Here is an 18,831-nt window from a genome sequence, read left to right on the forward strand (position 1 = left end):
CGACGCTCACACCGGCACCCCGCCCCGTCGAGCAGCACCCCGGCACACAAGATCCTGACAGAGAGATCTTGGAGTTGTTCGGCAATTGTGGGGCGATATGTCCGAAAGATGGCCGAACAACTCCAAGATCAACTGAGGGCATGGGCGCGATGGACCTATCCTGCTCGGGTCCGCATCGAACGATGGTCCGGAGTGAACGTGGTAGAGGTCCCACACGATCCGAAGCCCGAGGGACGGGGCAGAGCCGACCTCGCCGTCATCATGCCGCTGCGCGACTGGACCTGCGCCGGCTGCGGCGAGTCCGGACCGTTCCTGTTCATGGAGAACGACGAGCCGTTCTGCCTGACCTGCGTCGAGATGGATCACCTGGTCTTCCTCCCGGCGGGTGATGCCGCGCTCACCCGTCGTGCCAAGAAGGAGAGCGGGCTGTCCGCACGAGTCGTGCGCTTCAGCCGCGCCCGCAAGCGCTACGAACGGCAGGGCGTTCTCGTCGAGGAGGCCGCGGTCGAACGCGCCGAAGAACTGTGTCTCGCCGACGAAGAAGTGCGGGCCCGACGGCGCGAGCGCGAGCGGGATCGCCGGTCGGACGAGGACACCGCCTTCCAGCTCGAGTTCGCCGAGGCGATCCTGGGACTGTTCCCCGGCTGCCCGACGCACCGGGCGACGGCGATCGCCAGGCATACCGGCACGCGCGGGAGCGGCCGGGTCGGACGCACCGCGAGCGGACGTGCGTTGGACGAGCGCGCCGTCACCGCTGCCGTCGTCGCATCCGTCCGGCACGAGGACACCGACTACGACGAACTGCTCATGGCCGGCGTCCCGCGCGGCGAGGCCCGCGCTCGAGTCCACGACGAGGTCGACGACATCCTCGCCCGCTGGCGAACCGCCCGATGACGGCGTCCTTCGATGCGATGTGGGCCGACCTGGAGCCGGTGGGCCGCGATCCGCGCGGCGGCTACCGGCGGTTCGCGTGGACCGACGTCGACGCGGAGCTGCGGGAGTGGTTCGCCGCCGAGGCGGCCCGCCGCGGGCTGGGCGTCGCCGTCGACCGCGCGGGCAATCAGTGGGCGTGGTGGGGTGAGCCGTCAGCCGGCGGGAAGGGTGTGGTCACCGGCAGCCATCTGGACTCCGTGCCCGGTGGTGGCGCGTTCGACGGGCCGCTGGGGGTGGTGTCGGCGTTCGCCGCGGTCGACATGCTCCGCGACCGCGGGCACGCCCCGTCACGGCCGATCGGGATCGTGAACTTCGGCGACGAGGAGGGCGCCCGGTTCGGGGTGGCGTGCGCGGGGTCCCGGCTGCTCACCGGCGTGCTGCCGGTCGAGCGGGCGCTCGCGCTCACCGACGCCGACGGGGTCAGCCTCGCCCAGGCGCTGGGGCGGCAGGGCCGGCCCGAACCGGCCGCCGACCCCGAGGCGCTGGGCCGTGTCGGGGTGTTCGTCGAGCTGCACGTCGAGCAGGGCCGCGCGCTGGCGGACGCCGCCGGCGCGCCGGTCGGCGTCGCCACCGAGATCTGGCCGCACGGACGCTGGCGGGTCACGCTCGCCGGCGAGGCCAACCACGCCGGCACCACGCCGCTGGCCGACCGCCGCGACCCGATGCTCGACCTCGCCGCCCTGGTCACCGATGCCCGCACCACGGCCGAGCGGCACGGCGTCCTCGCCACCGTCGGCAAGGTCGAGGTCGACCCGAACGGCGTCAACGCGATCCCGTCGCAGGTCCGGGCCTGGCTGGACTGCCGCGGCGCCGACCCTGACGCCGTCGCCGCCGTGCTCGCCGACCTCGGCCGGTTCGCGCCCCAGCAGGAGTCGTGGACGCCGGCCACCGTGTTCGACCCGGCGCTGGCCGCGCGGCTCAGCCGCCTGCTCGGTGACGCGCCGCTGCTGCCGACCGGCGCCGGGCACGACGCCGGCATCCTCAGCGCCGCGGGCATCCCGACGGCGATGCTGTTCGTCCGCAACCCCACCGGCGTCTCGCACTCCCCGGCCGAGTTCGCCGAGCGCGCCGACTGCCACGCCGGCGTGGTCGCGCTGGCCGACGTCCTCGCGGAGCTGACCCGGTGACGACGTTCTGGGCCGCGCACGCCTGGCTCCCCGCCGGGCTCCACGAGAACGTGCGGATCGAGGTCGCCGACGGCGTCATCGTCACCGCCGCGGCCGGCACACCCGCCCAACCCTCAGACATCCGGCTGCCCGGCGTCGTGTTCCCCGGGTTCGCCAACGCCCACTCCCATGCCTTCCACCGGGCGCTGCGCGGGCGCACCCACACCGGGCGGGGCTCGTTCTGGACCTGGCGCGAGGCCATGTACGCCCTCGCCGCCCGGCTCACCCCCGACACCTACTACCAGCTCGCGCTGGCCACCTACGCCGAAATGGCGCTGGCCGGCGTCAGCGTCGTCGGCGAGTTCCACTACCTGCACCACGGCCCCGGCGGCACCCCGTACGCCGACCCCAACGCCATGACCGCGGCGCTGCGCCAGGCCGCCGCCGACGCCGGGATCCGGCTCACGCTGCTCGACGCCTGCTACCTCACCGGCGGCATCGACCGGCCGCTGGACGGCGTCCAGCGGCGCTTCGGCGATGGGACGGCGGACGCCTGGGCCGCGCGGGCCGACCAGCTGGCCGACGCCGACGATGACGGGTTCCGGGTCGGCGCCGCGATCCACTCCGTCCGCGCCGTCCCGCCCGCCGCCATCGACACCGTCGCGGCCTGGGCCGACCGGTACGACCGGCCGCTGCACGTCCACCTCTCCGAACAACCCGCCGAGAACGAGGCCGCGCTGACCGCGTACGGCCGCACCCCCACCCAGCTGCTGGCCGACCACGGCGCCTTCACCACCCGCACCACCGCCGTGCACGCCAACCACGTCACCCCCGACGACATCACCCTGCTCGGCGCCGCCGGCACCACCATCTGCGCCTGCCCCACCACCGAACAAGACCTCGCCGACGGCCTCGCCCCGACAGGGCTGCTCGCCGCCGCCGGGTCGCTGCTGTGCGTCGGCAGCGACCAGCACGCCGTCGCCGACCTGCTGCTCGAGGCCCGGCTGCTGGAGCACCACGAACGGCTGCGCACCGGCGAGCGAGGCACGTTCGACGCCGCCGCCCTGGTCGCCGCGCTCACCGAGAACGGGCACACCGCACTCGGCTGGCCCGGCAACGGCCGGCTCGTCCCGGGCGCGGCGGCCGACCTCGTCGCCGTCCGCACCGACACCGTCCGCACCGCCGGCGCCGACCCCGCCCAGCTCGTCTTCGCCGCCGGCGCCGCCGACGTCGACACCGTCGTCGTCGGCGGCCGCACCGTCGTCAGCGGCGGAACACACCAACGGGGCGACGTCCCGAGCCTGCTGGCCCGCGCCATCGCCCCGCTGTGGGACTGAGCGGTCACACGGCGACCGCCTGCACCGCGGGCACCCTGATCGCCTTCCGGGCCGCGCCGAGGCACGACGCCAGCGTGAGCACGGCGGCGGTGGAGACGATGCCGAGGTAGATGCCGATCGTGGTGTCCGGCAGCAGTTCGCCGGTACGCGCCAGGCTGTACGGGAACACCGTCACGATGGAGCCGATCGAGCCGAACAGCACGCCGGCCGCCGCGAGCACCACGCCCTCCATGCCGACCATGCTCAGCACCTGGGGCGGTGTGGAGCCGGCCAGCCGTTGCTGGCCGAACTCACGGCGCCGGTAGGTGGTGGCCGCGACCAGTGTGTTGATCACCAGGATCGCCGCGAACACCGAGAGCATCCCGACGACGACGAAGTTCAGCGTCTCGATCGCCTGGGCCTCGTCCGCCGGGATCGACGACCCGGCCGCCGGCGGCGCCGCGTTCTCGATGCTCTGCATGTACAGCGTGCCGGTCGCGATGCCGGTGAACAGGATGATCGGCATCAGGGCGCCGGCCATGTGCTGCGTCCGGCGGCGGACGTTCTCGACCGCGAGGTAGCCGCTGGTGCCGCCCAGCAGCCGCAGCGGACCGGCCAGCACCGCCGTCACCGCCCGCACCAGCACCGGCGCGAACAGCGCCAGCCCGATGGAGAACCAGATCGACGCCTGGCCGGCGGTCTGCATGGCGTCGATGCCCTTGTCGTCGAAGAGCGTGACGGTCAGGATCGCGCAGTTCAGGCCGATGGCGAGGAACGCGATGGCGGCGACGGCGCGCTTGCGGGTCATCCGCGCCTGCTCGATGGTCACCGCCGTCATCGCCTCCTTCGCCCGCAGCCGCGTCGACCGGCGGGCGGTGACGATCGCACCGCCGACCGCGGCGAGGAACGTCACGCCGAGCCCGATCGACAGCGCCGCCGCGCCGAACCCGTACGAGATCCCCTCGGCGACCTGGTCGGTGTTCTGCAGCATCTCCAGCAGCAGCCGGCCGGCGCCCGCCGCCGGCAGGATCGCCAGCGCCGCCGCGACGACGGCCACGGCGGCGGCCTCGCCGACGATCATCCGGCCGACCTGGAACGGCGTCGCGCCGATGCTCTTGAGCAGCGCCATCTCACCGGCCCGCTGGCGGACCGACAGCGTCATGGTCGAGATCACCGCGAACAGCACGATCACCAGACCCCAGCCGCCCACGACCAGCGCCATCGTCGTCAGCGTCTCCTCGCTCACGTCGTCGACGCCGGAGCCGGCGGCGGTGTCCAGCAGTGCAGCGAACGCCATGACGACGGTCGCGCCGAGGAACATGGACAGGAAGCTCGCGACGAACCCGCCGGTGCGGTGCCGCAGCGAGCGCAGGGCCAGGCCGAACACCGTCACTCACCCACAGCCGTGCGCAGGGGGACCGCGTCGCCGAGGTGGGTCATCCGCTCGGCGACGGCCTCCGCCGTCGGACGGTCCAGCGAGCCGGCGATCCGGCCGTCGGCCAGGAAGATCACCGAGTCCGCGTACGACGCCGCCACCGGGTCGTGCGTCACCATGACGACCGTCTGGCCGAATTCGCGGACAGCCTCGGCCAGCAGCGACAGGACGGTGCGGGCGCTGCGGCTGTCCAGCGCGCCGGTGGGCTCGTCGGCGAAGATCGCGCTCGGGTTGGTGACCAGCGCTCGCGCGATGGCGACCCGCTGCTGCTGGCCGCCGGACAGCTCCGCCGGGCGGTGGTCGATCCGCTCGCCCAGCCCGACCCGCTCGAGGATCGCGACGGCGCGCTTGCGGTCCGCGCGCTTGCCGGCCAGCCGCAGCGGAAGCGTCACGTTCTGCAGCACGGTGAGCGTCGGAAGCAGGTTGAACTGCTGGAAGATGAAGCCGATGCGCTGCCGGCGGAACTTCGTCAGCGCCGTCTCGCTGCCGCCGGTCAGCTCCGAGCCGTCGATGAAGACCCGGCCGGCGGTCGGCTGGTCCAGCCCGGCGGCGCACTGCAGGAAAGTGCTCTTGCCCGACCCCGACGGGCCCATGATCGCGGTGAAGGTGCCCGCGGCCAGGCTGAGGGACACGTCGTCCAGCGCCCGGACCGGGTTCTCGCCGGTGCCGTAGGTCTTGCTGACCTGGACCAGCCGCAGGGCCTCGGCCGACCTCGTGATGTCCATGCTGTCTCCTTCTCGTCAACGTCTCACCAGCAACCTAGGAATCGGGGCCGGTCCGGCACGATGGAGCAGCCTCCCCAGTGGGGGTGGGGCTAGCCCCCGGGGTGCGTCTTGACCGGCTCGGTACAGTGACGGCGTGCCAGGTCTCGGACGCGGACGAGCGCGCATCGCGCGCGGCCTGGTCATGTCCGCTGCCTGCCTGCTGCTCCCGACGCTGGCCCACGCGGCCGCCGGCGGCGACGTCACCACGCATCCCGGCTTCGTCGCGGTGGCGCTGCTGCTGTGCGTCGCGTGCGTGGCGCTGGCCGACCGCCGGCGTTCGGTGGCCGAGATCGCGGCCATGCTGGTGTTCACCCAGCCGGTGCTGCACGTCCTGCTGACGCTCGACGGCCACCACGGCGCGCCGTCCTCCGTCGTCCCGTCCGCGGGCATGGCGCTGGCGCACGCGCTGTCCGCCGCCGCGCTGACCGTGCTGCTGGCCGGGGCCGAGAACGTCGCGTGGTCGCTGGCCACACTGTCCGCGACGGTGCTGCTCACCCGGGTGCGCCGGCTGCTGTCCGGCCCCGTCGTGACGGTGCCGCGGGTGCGGGCCGCCGACGGCGACGTCGACGCGGCCGCCCCGCGCAGCGTCCTGCTCGTCCGGTCGACACCGTGGAGAGGCCCGCCGGCGCTGCCGGTTCTGGGCTGACCGACCGCTGTCCACGGGGGACGCGGCGCCGCGATTGCGGTGCCGCGGGCTCACGTGCATCTCCACGAACACGACAAAGGACGCATTTCATGACCACACGTACCCTCGCCCGGGTGGGGCTCGCCGCCGGCGGCGCCGTCACGCTCGGCGTGGTGCTCGCGGCGACCGCCGCCGCGCACGTCACCATCCGGCCGGACGTCGACACCGCCGGCTCCTACGCCAAGATCACCGTCCGGGTGCCGAACGAGTCCGACACCGCCGGCACCGTGCAGGTGAGGCTCGAACTGCCGGCCGACTCCCCGATCCCGTCGGTCCGGGTGCAACCGCACGCGGGCTGGACCGCCGAGCTCACCACCACCCAGTTCCCGGAACCGGTGCAGGTGGGCGACCGGACGCTCGAGGAAGCCGTCACGGCCGTCACCTGGACCGCCGACCCCGGCGTGCGCATCGGGCCGGGCGAGTTCGACGAGTTCGCGATCTCCGTCGGCCCGCTGCCCGAGGCCGGCACGTACTTCCTGCCCGCCACCCAGACCTACGACGACGGCGAGGTCGTCGCGTGGGCCGAGGAGACGGTCGAGGGCCAGGAGGAGCCAGAGCACCCGGCGCCGGCCCTGGAGGTCGTCGAGGCGACCGGGGAGGACGGCCACGGCGGTGCTCCCGCGGCCGAGAACGTGTCCGACGAGGGCGGCGGCGAGGCGACGGCCTCGGCGGGTGGCGGCGACACCAGCGACGACCTCGCCCGAGGGGTCGGCATCGGCGGGCTCGTCGTCGGCGCGGCCGGCCTCGGCATCGGCGCGGCGGCACTGCGGCGGCGCCATGCGTGACCTCCGTCGCCTGATCGGGGTCGCGGCGCTGGCCGCGGCCCCGGTCGCCGGGCTGTCCCTCGCCGCCGCTCCCGTCGCCGTCGCGCACGACCAGCTGGTCGCCAGCACGCCGGAGGACGGCGGCACCGTCAGCACGCCGCTCACCTCGGTCGAGCTGGTGTTCAGCAACGCGATCCCCGGCGAGTTCGTCCAGGTGGCGGTCACCGACGCCGCCGGTACCGCCTACCAGGACGGCGCGCCGCAGACCGTCGGCGATACCGTCACCCAGGCCGTCCAGCAGCTGCCGGACGGCGCGTACACGATCGCCTACCGGGTCGTGTCGTCCGACGGTCACCCGATCGACGGCACCGTCGCGTTCACCGTCGCCGGCGTCGGGGCGGCCGGCCCGGCGGAGACGCCGTCGGCGCCTGAATCGACGGCGGCGACGCCGGACACGTCGTCCCCTGCCGAGGCGCCGTCGGACGAGACGACGCCGGCCGCCGGCGCGGACTCGTCGTCCGGCGACGACGGCGGGCTGGGCTCGACGGCGACCGTTCTGCTGATCGCCGGCGGCGCGCTGGTCGTCGCCGTTCTCGCCTTCGTGGCGGCCGGTGGCCGGCGACGCGGGACCGCGGAGGACACTGACAGCTGATGAACACCTCGACTCCGGCCGCCGACGTCCTGCCGCCCACCCGCCAATGGGGGGTGGCGGCGGCCGGGGTCGCCCTGGTCACGTTGCTCGTCGCGCTGCTGCTCGGCGGCGGCGACGCCACCGCCGGCATCCCCGGCCTGGGCGACCCCGGCGAGGTCACCAAGTGGGGGCTGCCGGTCGCCCGGGCCCTGCTCGACGGCGCCGGCGCGGTCACCGTCGGGCTGCTGGGCCTGGCGGTCGTCCTGCCGGTGCGCAAGGGCCAGCTCGGCGGCGACGCGCTGCACGCCTTGCGGGCGGCGTCGCTGTCGGCGCTCGTGCTGGCCGTCGCCGCCGCGGTCGTCCACCTGCTGACGCTGTCCGACCTGGTCGGGCGGCCGCTGCCGGACGCCCTGGCCGGCGACTCGTTCGTCTCTTACACGTCGACGGTCGAGCAGGGCCGAGCGTACGCCGCGATGGTCGTGCTGGCGCTGGCGATCGTCCCGGCCGCCCGGCTGACCCTCGGGCACGGCGGCGCCATCGCGCTGTTCTGCCTCGGCGTCGCGACGCTGGTGCCGCTCAGCCTCATCGGACACTCGTCGTCGGGCGACTACCACCACTCGGCGCGGGTGTCGCTGCTGGTGCACCTGGTCGGCATGGCGCTGTGGGTGGGCGGGCTGGTCGCGCTCTCCTGGTACGCCGGACGGCGCGGACGGGAGCTGCCGCGAGCGGCGCGCGCCTTCTCCGCCGTCGCCCTGGGCTGCTTCGTCATGGTGGCGGCCAGCGGCGTCCTGAACGCGTGGGTGCGGCTGGACTCGCTGGCCGAGGTGTTCACGTCGGCGTACGGGCTGATCCTGTTCGGGAAGGTGCTCGCGCTGGTGGCGCTGGGCTGGCTGGGCTGGCGGCACCGCAGCCGCACGCTGCCGCAGCTGGACGCGGGCCGCCCGGGCGCCTTCCGCCGCCTGGCCATCGGCGAGATCATCATCATGGCCGTCGCTCTCGGCCTCGCCGTCGCCCTCAGCCGGACCGAGCCGCCCGGCCCGGCGATCCCCGAGGTCCGCACCGCCGTCCGCACCCTCATCGGCTTCCCGGTCCCGCCGGAGCTGAGCCCGAGCCGGCTGCTCACCGAGTTCTACCCGGACGCGATGTTCGCGCTCGGCGTCCTCGCCGCCCTGCTGCTCTACCTGGGCGGCGTGTGGCGGCTGCACCGCCGCGGCGACAGGTGGCCCGTCGGGCGGACGATCGCCTGGCTGGCCGGCCTCGCCACGGTGGCGTTCGTGGGCCTGAGCGGGCTGCAGACCTACGGCATGGTGATGCTGTCGGTGCACATGGTCCAGCACATGATCCTCATGATGGTGAGCCCCATCCTGCTGGTCCTCGGCGGCCCCGTCACGCTGGCCCTGCGTGCGTTGAAACCGGCCCGCCGCGGCCAGCTCGGCCCGCGCGAGGCCATCACCGCCGCCGTCAACAGCCCGGTCGCCCAGGTGCTCACCCACCCGCTGGTGGCGCTGGCACTGTTCGTGTCCGGCTCGTTCACGGTGTACTTCACCGGCCTGTTCGAGGCGGCGATGCGCTCGCACACCGGCCACATGCTGATGAGCGCCCACTTCCTCGTGGTCGGCTACCTCTTCTTCGAGATGCTCATCGGCATCGACCCGCTGCCCAAGCGCCCGCCGTTCCCCGCCCGCGTCGTCCTGCAGCTGCTGGCGATGGCCTTCCACGCCGTCTTCGGCCTGGCCCTGATGGAGTCCTCCCGCCTCATCGCCGGCGACTACTACCGCGAGATCGCCGTCGAGATGCCCTGGCTGCCGGCGCCGCTGGACGACCAGATCCTCGCCGGGCAGATCACCTGGGGCTTCGGCGAGCTGCCCGGCCTGCTGGTCATCGGTGTGCTCTTCGTCCAGTGGTACCGCTCGGACGAGCGCGAGGCGCGGCGCTTCGACCGGCGCGAGGGCGAGAACGAGGCCGAACGCGAGGCCTACAACGCCTACCTCGCCAAGCTCGACGAGCGGTCGAGGCGCGAGAAGACCTGAGCGCGCTCGGCGCCGGGTCGGGTCACTTATCAGGGGTGTTGACGCTGAGGCCAACTGTTGGCGTCAGCGTCAACACACCGACACACACCCGGGCGGGCCGACTGGACACCACGATTTCGCCCCGGCGGCGGCGTCGGCTAAACTCGTCCCGCCAACGCAAGGACAGGTAGCTCAGTTGGAAGAGCGTCCGCCTGAAAAGCGGAAGGTCGGCGGATCGAACCCGCCCCTGTCCACCCCTTCACCAGCGCGAACATCTCTCGTTCGTCGCCGCGGTTGACCGTGATTACCCGGCCGTATCCGCCCCTTGGGGCACGCCGGGTGCACGGCGATCCATCCGCTCGCACTGTCGGAGTCAGCGAGCCGAACTCCGCCCGTCACGCCGCTTCGCGGTCGTGGTGCGCCGGGCGCGTGGCCCTCCTGTTGCTCGGATCTGCCTCATCCCTTGTAGTCGCCCCCGGCCGGTGCGCGAACACCGGGCCGGGGACTTGATCCCAACCTGTTCTAGCCAGGGAGAGACCCATGGTCACCGTATCGAAGCCGAAGAAGCGGGAGATCATCACCCGTGCTCCGTTCGTGAGTGATGACATCGGAGAGATCGTCGCGTACCACGATGAGGAAGGCCCGACGATCGATGTGACGATCCGCCCGGAGGACAGCGGTCAGTACGCGCACTTCGCCCTCACCGCGGTTGACGCGCACGAGTTGGCCGACGAGCTGCACCGCATCGGCACCATCGTTCAGCGGGCCGGCTGGACCTCGACCATCCTGTCCGACGCACGGGCCTACCTGCCGGGCATGACCGACGAGCAGATCATCGAACGTCTCGACCGGCTCTACCGTCGCTGGGGCGGGCTCGTGATCGGCTTCCGCGGACGGCTGGATCGTGCCGCCGGCCGTGCGCTCGCGGTCGAGGTCCACATGGAGACGCTGGAACGCTCGATGGCGCTGATCGAGCAGAACGCCGAGCCGCTGTCCGGGATCCCCGAGCTGGCCGACCGGCTGACCGAGCTGCGCGCGTCACTGGAGGACGTGCGGCAGCTGTACGTCGCTGAGCAGGAGCGTCAACCGTGACCGCCGTCGACCGCAATGCGGCCTGCGCGGTGAAGTGGTGCGACGAGACCGGAACGCATGCCGTGCACCGCAAGTACGTGGCATCGGTGCCCGGCGGGATTCGTGGTGGCGGCCTGGTCGGCGTGAACCTCGCGCAGCGCGTGCAGCCGCGGGCGTCGGTGTGTGTCGAGCTGACCGTGACCACGCCGTGGTCGTCGACGACCGGCTACCTGTTCGCCGCTGGGTCCGTGCCTGACATCGCGGTGGCGCTGACCGAGGCAGCCGAGCGAGCGACGGAGCTGGACGCAGTACGGCATCGGAATGACGACTGTCACTACTCGTAGTAGGGTTGTAGTAGATGAATGTGGACTGGACGCACGGTGCCGCGCACATGTGGGACCGCCACCAGGTAAGTGTTCAGGAGGCGAACGAGGCGCTGGCCGACCCGCTGGCGTGGGTGCTGGATCCGGACCCGAAGAGCAAGTCCGGCGACAGCATCCGGGTCATCGGGTTGTGCCGGTCACGAGAGGAGCTGGTGACGGTGATCCTGGTCCGCGACCCGGCCGTGTCCTGGTTATGGGGCGCGAACGGATGGCCGTCGAACAGCGCCGATCGGCGTGAGTACATGCGAAGGAGGCGAGCATGAGCAGGATCGAGGACAAGATCAAGGAGATCCAGGACGAGTCCGAGGCGACCAGGGAGCACCCCTATCCCGAAGGGACGGTGGGGACGCACCCGAACCTGGCCGGGTCGGTGGTGCAGTCGGTGCGGCTGCCGGCGGCGGAGTTCGCGAAGATCGAGCAGATCGCTCGTGAGGCCGATCTCCCGGTGTCGGCGCTGATCCGCGGGTGGGTGCTGAACAGCTTGGCCGCTCGGGAGAACGCGACGCTAAAGGACGCGGTGAACCGGCTCATCTCCGACGCCGACGAGCTGCGCCGCTTCATCGACAGCGACCCCGCCGCATAGCTCGGGGTGACTCGGGTCGTGCCCACTCTCCGGCGTGGCCCTCGTAACTGCCGCCTCTAGGCCGAAGCGAAGCGTGTCCAGGGTCGACGTAGTCGATCGCGCAGCGACACGGAGCGCAGCGCAGTGCCCTTGACTCGCGCAGCGCAGGCCGGATCATGGCGGCGTGAGGGGGACGCCCCCTGAGAGACAAGCCCGATCGACAGCTGGCCGGCGATGGTGAAACAACTCACCGTCGCCGGCCCTCTGCATGCCCGGCGGCCGCCGGCCGGGCCGCGGGAGGGACCGGCCGCCAGGCCGCATGCCCGACCCGGCCCGAAGCCGGCGGGCCGCGCGGCGAGCGGAGCGAGCCGCCTTGACGGAGTACAGAAAGTTCTCACAGCTCGCAGCTCTCAAGGCTGTCCTGTGGCGGCCGATACTTGACCGTCACCTATCGAGGACGCTCGCCATTGTGCCCATATGTCGATCGTCGTCGAGGATCTTCCGCAGGCAACCGGGCGCGACTCCAGTTGCTGCATCAGGCGTCCGTGGCAAGGTCCACCGACATACATGTGCCCAGAAGATCGCTATAGCCCATAGAGCCAATTGATACGCTGCGCGTTCCGCGGCTCAAAGGGATCATGCGGGTCAGTCCTTGGCCACCCCTGGCTCTCAGGATCGAGTGGCCATTTGATCGAGCCTACTAAGGCGTTCACAGCTTGAACCGTCAATATGATCAAGTCGTTAGCTACGCGCTGCGGATGTATCAGGATTCCATAAGGGCCAAAATCGTTGATCCAAGATTTGTGCTTTCCAAGCGTTTTTGCTGCGTCGTGCACACGCTTGGTCGTGTCGGAAGGTATTAGCACACGTGGGACTGCCTGGCGCGTATTTGACCCGCTATAACCCACGGGGCGCAATGGTTCGCCGTGTATGGTGTTCCGAAGCCCCGAGACCAACTCGATGGTCGCCGCGGTGGTGAGGTCATCCAGCTTCGCCGCCGTCATAGGATCGACTTTAGCGAGCGCATTCTGGTATTTGTTGTAACGGAGGCTGCACTGCTGTGCATCTAGCCCCAGCCCGAGTGCGATATTTGTCGCTCGGGCAACTATGTCGAACGCACTCATCCCCGCCAAGGCGAGCCTTTCAACCTCGTTCTCGACGTCTACCTGGTGCTTCTCATAGAACTCGGTAGACGCGAGAAGTACTCGGTCTCGTGCGCGCAGCATTTGACCTGTCCGATACACGGTCTCGCGGAGGAGCTGAGCCCACGGTTCATTGTTTGGTGCATGACTGACGGCTTCTTTGACATCTGGCAGCAGTGTCCAGGCTTGCACAAGTTCAGCCCAGTTCGTGTCAACCTGGCTTCTGAAAGTCTCGCTCGCCCTGACGGTTACAGTGCCGGCCACGCGCATATGAAGCCCGATGACCGTCAACGCCTCGGCGGGCGTAACAGGGTTTCCTCTGTGGCGCCACTTGGCGCCAACAAGCGGGGCTCGATTAGTCACCAGAAAGTCAGTGCCGAGAGCTTCAGCCGCCATTGCAAGCAGCTCTGCGGCTGCGGCTTCGCCAGGATCTCCGCGGTCAGCCCGAGCACGCCTTTCCGCCGCATCCATACTACTTCTCGGATAGAACAGAACGTACTTTGCTTCGGCCCTGCCAGGGCCGTCGGCGGTAACGGATCCATAGTCATCCTGGTGGCTGGACGATCCGGAGGGGTTAGGCAGGTTGATCTGGAAGTGGTATCCGTCAACCGGATCCCCTGGCTGGTGCTCGACAAATACTTCGTACTGCTCAAGGCGGAGAAGCTCGCGCAGGTACGTCAGCATGCCGCCCTCATCCTCCTGCAATTCGAGGTCCAGTACCATGCGAAGGTCCCGTGGCCGATTGGCAAACGTGCGTTCCGTATCTGCGCTGAGGCGTCGGCGGTCAGATCGCGCTAGTTCCGGCCATGGCATCGTGTAACACCTTTCGCATAGTGACCTTGTGACTGTCCGCCAACTCCACGATTTGCGGGCTGGCGACGCGTGCTCGACATCAAGCACCGATACGGCGTAACGTCCGAGAGCTTACGCGGAGGGCCGGACTCAAACCTGGGCGAGGCACCTCACCGTTATCGCCGGCCAGCTGCGCCAGCCGGTCGCGAGCGTTTGAGGTCCTCACAACGCCCAGACAAACCGGTACGCGGGCGCCAGACCGCGGGTAGTGTCCGAGCGTCCGTCTAGCCTGCCAGTATGACTCTGTCTCAAGAGCGCGAACTCGAAGCCTTCGTCGGCCAGGCCACCGGCCCGTGGACGGTCGTGTACGAGTCACAGCATGGTGCTGGCGAACGCAATTTCGGCATCTACTGTGCACTTTCGAATCCAGCACGCCGCGAAAAGGCCCTTAGCGATCCGGGGTGGGACCTGCGCGTGACGGACGGCGCGCCCGGCTTCAGTCAACACTGGGAGGGTGACGAATGGGTGACGACCTATCACTCGTTCTCGTATCACAATGAGGGGGTCGAACCATTGGTGCTCGTGCGCGATTATCATGGGGCCGGCCCGAAGGCGATCGAACTCGACCAGCAGTTCCGCTTGTTTCATAATCTGCGCCACGACACTGCGTCTGACTTCTACTATAAGATTAACAATGATGGCACGCAACACGTTGTGGTCGAGGTTATTGAGAACCAGAAGGTTCGGATCCGAACACCGTTGCTAAGGCAGTATATCGCTGCGCGACAGATGGACCTGCTACTCTTCATCGATTCAGTCGTATTTGCTGACGAAGCTGAGGACTTACCTCGGCAAGCGACCCATCGAACGGACACTGAGCTGGTTCAGCGAACATACGTTTCTGACCGCCACATCAATGGGCAGGTATTTAGCAGGCTCCTGGGCGTTAAGGTCGTAGCCCCGGGGGCAATAGAAACTTGTGGGATCTGGCCGTACGAATCACAGGATGACAACTTCCCAGAATTCATCATCGGCGAGGATGAATCTGGCACTCCCATCTATTACACATGTAACCCAGATCTGCTCGCGGACTACTTCGGCAAGAATTCGGAAGCACCCCACTATTTGACCGCCGTGCACTTTCGCAAGGAAGTCCTGCAGAAGTATTACAGCCATCCCGAACTTTACGAGGTTCGAGATGGCTACCTAAGCTGTGCGGGCCTTTGGGGTCTGCACATAGATAACGATCACGATGACCGAGTTGTGGTCTTTCTTGGCGACCTCGGTCGAGACTTGCCATCGAGTGAACGAGACTACTGGCGCGGATTCATGATCGTGCCGGACGCACCGATGAGCGAATCGAATTTCCGTCGCTCGTTCCTGGCGCAGTTCGCGGACTCAGCAGCTATTGATCTTCGGTTTCGCGAGCAATATGTGCTGGCAAACCGCACCTGGGCAGACGCCTTCGGTTGGCCGCTGTATAGGGAGCCAAAGGAAGGCGACGCCTACTTACTCCAGCAGCTTCGATTGCCGCTCAACGAATCGCAGAGCGAGTTTGAGAACGCTATTGGCATCCTCGCCAAACTTCTCGTTGATGCGATCAATGAGAAGGCCCTTCAGAAAAATCTGGAGTCGAAGGTTAAGGACGAGAGGGGCATCTCGAAGCTGGAGCGCTACCTCGGATCGCTTGGGTATCCGCATGCAGACCGCGACATCAGCTACCTACGTAGTGTCCAGGAGCTACGTTCGAAACTCGCGGCACACCTCAAGGGCAGGGACTATGAGCAGACCCTGAGCAAGAACCTCGGAGATCTGCGCGGACGGAGCGCCATCCGGTCCCTGCTGGAGTCCGGTGTAGCCATGCTGCAAGGCCTGACCGCCTTCGCCCCGCCTCAAGGCGAGTCAGACGGGACAACAGGTACCGAGACGCGCACGGAGGAGTAGTGAAGGCCGGCCCTCCGCCCGGCTGCGCACCGCCCATGCCGCAGCGCACGCGATCGCCTCCTTCAAACGTCCGGGGGCTGTGCCATTATCATCCACGCTGGCTACCACGCCTTGGGGGGTGCATCGGTGACGACCGAGGTTGCTGTCATGAACAGGTCCGCTGTGGCGCTTGCGGCGGACAGCGCGTCCACGATCGCAACAGAGCAGGGTTTGAAGGTTTACGACAGTGTCAATAAGCTCTTTGAGCTGATAAAAGGTCGCCCAGTTGGCGTCATGATATATAATGCGTCAGATATCGCCCATCGCCCCTGGGAAACCGTCATTAAGACGTACCGCGAAGACCGCTGCCATATGCAGTTCGGCACGCTCGACGAATACGTCAACGACCTACTTGACTACATGGCCGGTCAGCGTAAGCTGTTTTCGGAGGATCAACAGGGAAGCGCATTCCTTCTCAACTGCTTGCGCACATCGACTGAGCTGCGGAGCAGGATCGACTTTGTCATTCGTGGTGGATTTGCACGTCGCACCGATCTGACTGAGGGTCGAATACGACGCATCGTCAAAGCACAGATCGACGCGTTCAAGGCTCAGGTCGACGAGTGGGCGCCAGGACCATGGGCGGATCAGCTTAACGAGCGACGACTACGTCAACAGCATGGCTCTACGATCGACAGCGCCATCAATGCTGTGTTCCAGAAGCTTCCAATGTCGGACGGCACTCGAACCGCCCTCAAGCTTGCGTTGCTGCGCCGCTTCTTGAGATATGACGATGGCGATACGAACTATTCGGGCGTCGTCATCGCTGGATTTGGGCAGGACGAGTTCTATCCGAAGCTCCGGGAGTTTCGCGTAAAGGGATTGATCAATGACGTGCTGATGGCGAAGGATGGTGCCCGCGAGGACATCGACTTTACACGTCCCGCGTACGTGGACTCTTTTGCACAGGGTGATATGGTTCGCTCATTCACAGTGGGCATACAGGATCGAGTGCGCGGCGAGATGATTCACTTCTGGGAAGAATGGCTGTCTAAGGCCGAGAGTCGTGCCGAAGAGATGGTGTCTCGCGTACTTCCTCAACTGGAGGATAGTGAGGCAAAGCAATTAGGCGCGGCGCTCGGAAGCCTGACCTCGCAGGGCTTTTCAGACTTCCTGTCTCATATGCAAGGGTTCGAAAACCGGGAGGTAAAGGGCGAGCTTCTCCAAAGCTTGGCACATCTTCCAAAGGACGAGATGGGTGCTATGGCGGAGAGTCTGGTCAACCTGACGACGCTCAAGCGACGCGTCTCGCTTCGTGATGCACAGACTGTGGGCGGCGCGGTGGACGTTGCTGTGGTGTCACGTGGAGACGGTTTTGTATGGTTGAAGCGGAAGCACTACTTCGATCGCACGTTAAACCCCACGTGGGCAGCTCTCCACGCGGGGCGGAGCCCGAAGACCGAGGCGGTGAACCAGGATGGCTGACCTGGCGAGCACACGAAGGGTCGAGTCGTACGAGGAGTATGTGAGGTTGTACCTCCCCGGCGAAGTCGCACACCTGGGCGATGAACGGCCCCTCGATCCGATCCCGGAGGACGTTCCGGTGGAGACATCGTCGTGGGCCTCGGCCTTTGAGCACGCGCAGACGAGCCCGATGTAGCGTCAAGGAGCGGATCATCGACGCAGGGCGTCTGCCAGATCGATCATTTGTTCGATGAGCCCGTCTGCGCCCGCCTCGATCAGTCGGGCTGCCTTGCCGGGCTTGTTGGCGTAGCCGATGGCGCTCATACGAGCGTGCCGGGCTGCTTCTATGTCTGTGGTCGAGTCCCCAACGAGGACACACTGACTCGCCGGTACGCCGAGGGCATGCGCGGCTTCCACCAAGTAAGCTGCATTGGGCTTCATAAGCGCCGGCTGGGGAGTGCGGCGCGCCGCCACGTAGTCGATGGCCTTCGTCAGAGTGTGCCGCTTGATGTATGCCTCAACCGCAGCTGCCGCGTTGTTGCTCACGATGGCAACCTGTCTTCCTGTCGCGCGGGCCACCTCGACCACTTCGAGGGCGCCGGGAGTCGGCTTGGCCGAGGCGATCGCACGGACCTCCGCCGCGACCAAGTCGTCGTATATCCGCAGTGTGACCATCTCGCCGTAGGCCTCACTCCGGCGATAGATCGAAAGCGGGTCGTCGTCTTGCTCCATCGCTACGGTGGTAGAGACGCCAACATGCCTCAGCACAGCTCGCAAGTGGACAGCCACGTCCGACGCAGGAAGGCCGGCGAACACGCTGCAGACTGGGCCGTCGAAGTCAAGCATCAGCAGTTCGACACCAGACAGGAGCTTGCCGAGCTGCTCGCTGGTGCTGGCGGTCATTGGGTGTTCTCACGGCCGACGGTGGTCCAGATGCTGTCGAACCAGCGCCGGGCCTGGGCGACGTACTGGGATCCCATGGACTCGTCGTCCTCAGTGGCGGCGTGGTGGAACAGGATGGTGTCCTTGCCGCCGAGGTCCAGGATGCTGGTCGGCTCGTCGCCAAGGCTGACCTGGTGCTCGTAGACGGGGTAGAAGCCGAAGAACACCTGGGCGTCGTTGATGATGTAGAGCTTGAACATCGGCGGCGTGCCGTGCACCCGCATCTCGACGCTGGCCTTCTTCACCAAGCCGATCTCCGCCAGCTCGTTCACCGAGTGTCGAAGCGACTCGATGTGCCGGACAGCGATGTCGGCCATGCGCTCGCGGATCGGCGGGTAGTCGCCCGGTTCGTCGACGCGACGGGGCAACGTCCACGGAATCGAGGTGTCGGCTACGAGGATCCGGATGCTGATCTCCTGCGGTGTCAGCCGGCCGGACCTGATGTTGTCCAACGGCTCCTGCATCGCACCGTGCAGCGTCTCGCCGGTGTAGCCGGCGAAGTCGACCCGGACAGTGCCGCCCTCGAAGGCCTGCTCCAGGTGCGGGCGCAGGCCGACCGGCCTTTCGGTGCGCTCGCGCACGAACACACCGCTCCCCTGCCGGGAAACGATCAGCTTCTCGTCGCGGAGGATATCCAACGCGTTCTGCACGGTCTGGCGGGCCACACCGTAGGTTTCGGCCAGCTTGCTCCCGGACGGCAGCTTCTCGCCGGGCGCGTACTTGCGGGTCAAGATCGCCGCACGCAGGGCGTTCGCGACCTGGATGTAGGGCGGGCGCGGGTCGTCCGGGTCAAGTGCCATGCCTTTCAGGATATCGGTAAGCCAGCCAACCTAGACAAATTCCTTGACTTGCCTAACCTGCCTAGTTAGCCTGGCCATGTTGATGCGTCGTGAAGAGCGGCGCACCGAG

At 68.1% G+C, this 18,831-nt stretch carries 18 protein-coding genes and 1 tRNA gene; 14 read left to right on the plus strand and 5 right to left on the minus strand.

Annotated features, from left to right (window positions below):
* From DY240_RS29785 to DY240_RS29795, 3 genes are all read left to right on the plus strand, one after another.
* Window positions 1-894, plus strand: an 894-nt coding sequence (locus DY240_RS29785) for a DUF2293 domain-containing protein (RefSeq protein WP_233552929.1), incomplete at its 5' end; no start/stop codon positions are given.
* Entirely contained in the window at window positions 891-2,060 is a 1,170-nt protein-coding gene (locus tag DY240_RS29790; protein ID WP_119663272.1) for an allantoate amidohydrolase, read from the plus strand. The genes DY240_RS29785 and DY240_RS29790, both read left to right, overlap by 4 nt.
* Window positions 2,057-3,376 carry a formimidoylglutamate deiminase gene (locus DY240_RS29795; RefSeq protein ID WP_119663273.1) on the plus strand — a complete coding sequence of 440 codons (1,320 nt, stop codon included), beginning with the start codon at window positions 2,057-2,059 and terminating at the stop codon, window positions 3,374-3,376. The genes DY240_RS29790 and DY240_RS29795 overlap by 4 nt, the downstream gene beginning before the upstream one ends.
* Window positions 3,377-3,380: 4 nt before the next feature.
* Here DY240_RS29795 and DY240_RS29800 read toward each other — a convergent pair whose 3' ends face one another.
* A complete protein-coding gene (locus DY240_RS29800; protein WP_199702736.1) occupies window positions 3,381-4,748 on the minus strand; it encodes an FtsX-like permease family protein in 1,368 nt (455 codons plus the stop codon).
* Window positions 4,745-5,515 carry an ABC transporter ATP-binding protein gene (locus tag DY240_RS29805; RefSeq protein ID WP_119663274.1) on the minus strand — a complete coding sequence of 257 codons (771 nt, stop codon included), beginning with the start codon at window positions 5,513-5,515 and terminating at the stop codon, window positions 4,745-4,747. The genes DY240_RS29800 and DY240_RS29805 overlap by 4 nt, the downstream gene beginning before the upstream one ends.
* A 133-nt stretch (window positions 5,516-5,648) precedes the next feature.
* On the opposite strand from DY240_RS29805, the gene DY240_RS29810 reads away from it, so the two are divergent.
* The 9 genes from DY240_RS29810 to DY240_RS29850 all read left to right on the plus strand — a co-directional run bounded on the left by DY240_RS29810 (window position 5,649) and on the right by DY240_RS29850 (window position 11,680).
* Window positions 5,649-6,200, plus strand: a complete 552-nt coding sequence (locus DY240_RS29810; RefSeq protein ID WP_147375583.1) for a hypothetical protein — start codon at window positions 5,649-5,651, stop codon at window positions 6,198-6,200.
* 89 nt (window positions 6,201-6,289) lie between these two features.
* Complete coding sequence (locus tag DY240_RS29815; RefSeq protein ID WP_119663276.1) at window positions 6,290-7,024, plus strand: YcnI family copper-binding membrane protein; 735 nt, start codon at window positions 6,290-6,292, stop codon at window positions 7,022-7,024.
* Window positions 7,017-7,655 (plus strand): copper resistance CopC family protein, encoded by a 639-nt coding sequence (locus DY240_RS29820; protein ID WP_119663277.1) that lies wholly within the window; start codon window positions 7,017-7,019, stop codon window positions 7,653-7,655. The genes DY240_RS29815 and DY240_RS29820 overlap by 8 nt, the downstream gene beginning before the upstream one ends.
* Window positions 7,655-9,664 carry a cytochrome c oxidase assembly protein gene (locus tag DY240_RS29825; protein WP_119663278.1) on the plus strand — a complete coding sequence of 670 codons (2,010 nt, stop codon included), beginning with the start codon at window positions 7,655-7,657 and terminating at the stop codon, window positions 9,662-9,664. The genes DY240_RS29820 and DY240_RS29825 overlap by 1 nt, the downstream gene beginning before the upstream one ends.
* 160 nt (window positions 9,665-9,824) lie before the next feature.
* Window positions 9,825-9,897, plus strand: a tRNA-Phe gene (locus DY240_RS29830).
* Window positions 9,898-10,183: 286 nt separating this feature from the next.
* Window positions 10,184-10,735 (plus strand): hypothetical protein, encoded by a 552-nt coding sequence (locus DY240_RS29835; protein WP_119663279.1) that lies wholly within the window; start codon window positions 10,184-10,186, stop codon window positions 10,733-10,735.
* Window positions 10,732-11,058, plus strand: a complete 327-nt coding sequence (locus DY240_RS29840) for a hypothetical protein (RefSeq protein WP_119663280.1) — start codon at window positions 10,732-10,734, stop codon at window positions 11,056-11,058. The genes DY240_RS29835 and DY240_RS29840 overlap by 4 nt, the downstream gene beginning before the upstream one ends.
* Before the next feature lie 14 nt (window positions 11,059-11,072).
* The gene (locus DY240_RS29845; protein ID WP_119663281.1) at window positions 11,073-11,360 is read left to right on the plus strand and encodes a transposase; all 288 of its coding nucleotides are present in this window, start codon (window positions 11,073-11,075) and stop codon (window positions 11,358-11,360) included.
* On the plus strand, window positions 11,357-11,680 hold the full coding sequence (locus DY240_RS29850) for a hypothetical protein (RefSeq protein ID WP_119663282.1): 324 nt from the start codon (window positions 11,357-11,359) through the stop codon (window positions 11,678-11,680). Before DY240_RS29845 ends, DY240_RS29850 begins: the two co-directional genes overlap by 4 nt.
* 563 nt (window positions 11,681-12,243) lie before the next feature.
* Here the strand turns inward: DY240_RS29850 and DY240_RS31520 are convergent.
* Window positions 12,244-13,524, minus strand: coding sequence for a hypothetical protein (locus DY240_RS31520; protein ID WP_147375584.1), 1,281 nt, complete (start codon window positions 13,522-13,524; stop codon window positions 12,244-12,246).
* 366 nt (window positions 13,525-13,890) lie between these two features.
* Between DY240_RS31520 and DY240_RS29860 the strand changes: the two genes are divergently transcribed.
* Both DY240_RS29860 and DY240_RS29865 read left to right on the plus strand, forming a co-directional pair.
* Window positions 13,891-15,537, plus strand: a complete 1,647-nt coding sequence (locus DY240_RS29860; protein ID WP_147375585.1) for a hypothetical protein — start codon at window positions 13,891-13,893, stop codon at window positions 15,535-15,537.
* 126 nt (window positions 15,538-15,663) lie between these two features.
* The gene (locus tag DY240_RS29865) at window positions 15,664-17,001 is read left to right on the plus strand and encodes a hypothetical protein (protein WP_147375586.1); all 1,338 of its coding nucleotides are present in this window, start codon (window positions 15,664-15,666) and stop codon (window positions 16,999-17,001) included.
* 189 nt (window positions 17,002-17,190) lie between these two features.
* Here DY240_RS29865 and DY240_RS29875 read toward each other — a convergent pair whose 3' ends face one another.
* Together DY240_RS29875 and DY240_RS29880 are read right to left on the minus strand one after the other, a co-directional pair.
* Entirely contained in the window at window positions 17,191-17,883 is a 693-nt protein-coding gene (locus DY240_RS29875; RefSeq protein ID WP_119663287.1) for an HAD family hydrolase, read from the minus strand.
* The gene (locus DY240_RS29880; RefSeq protein ID WP_119663288.1) at window positions 17,880-18,722 is read right to left on the minus strand and encodes a GntR family transcriptional regulator; all 843 of its coding nucleotides are present in this window, start codon (window positions 18,720-18,722) and stop codon (window positions 17,880-17,882) included. Before DY240_RS29880 ends, DY240_RS29875 begins: the two co-directional genes overlap by 4 nt.
* Window positions 18,723-18,831 lie beyond the last annotated feature (109 nt).

The sequence above is a fragment of the Jiangella rhizosphaerae genome (assembly GCF_003579925.1).
In the GTDB taxonomy this organism is placed as follows: Bacteria; Actinomycetota; Actinomycetes; order Jiangellales; family Jiangellaceae; genus Jiangella; species Jiangella rhizosphaerae.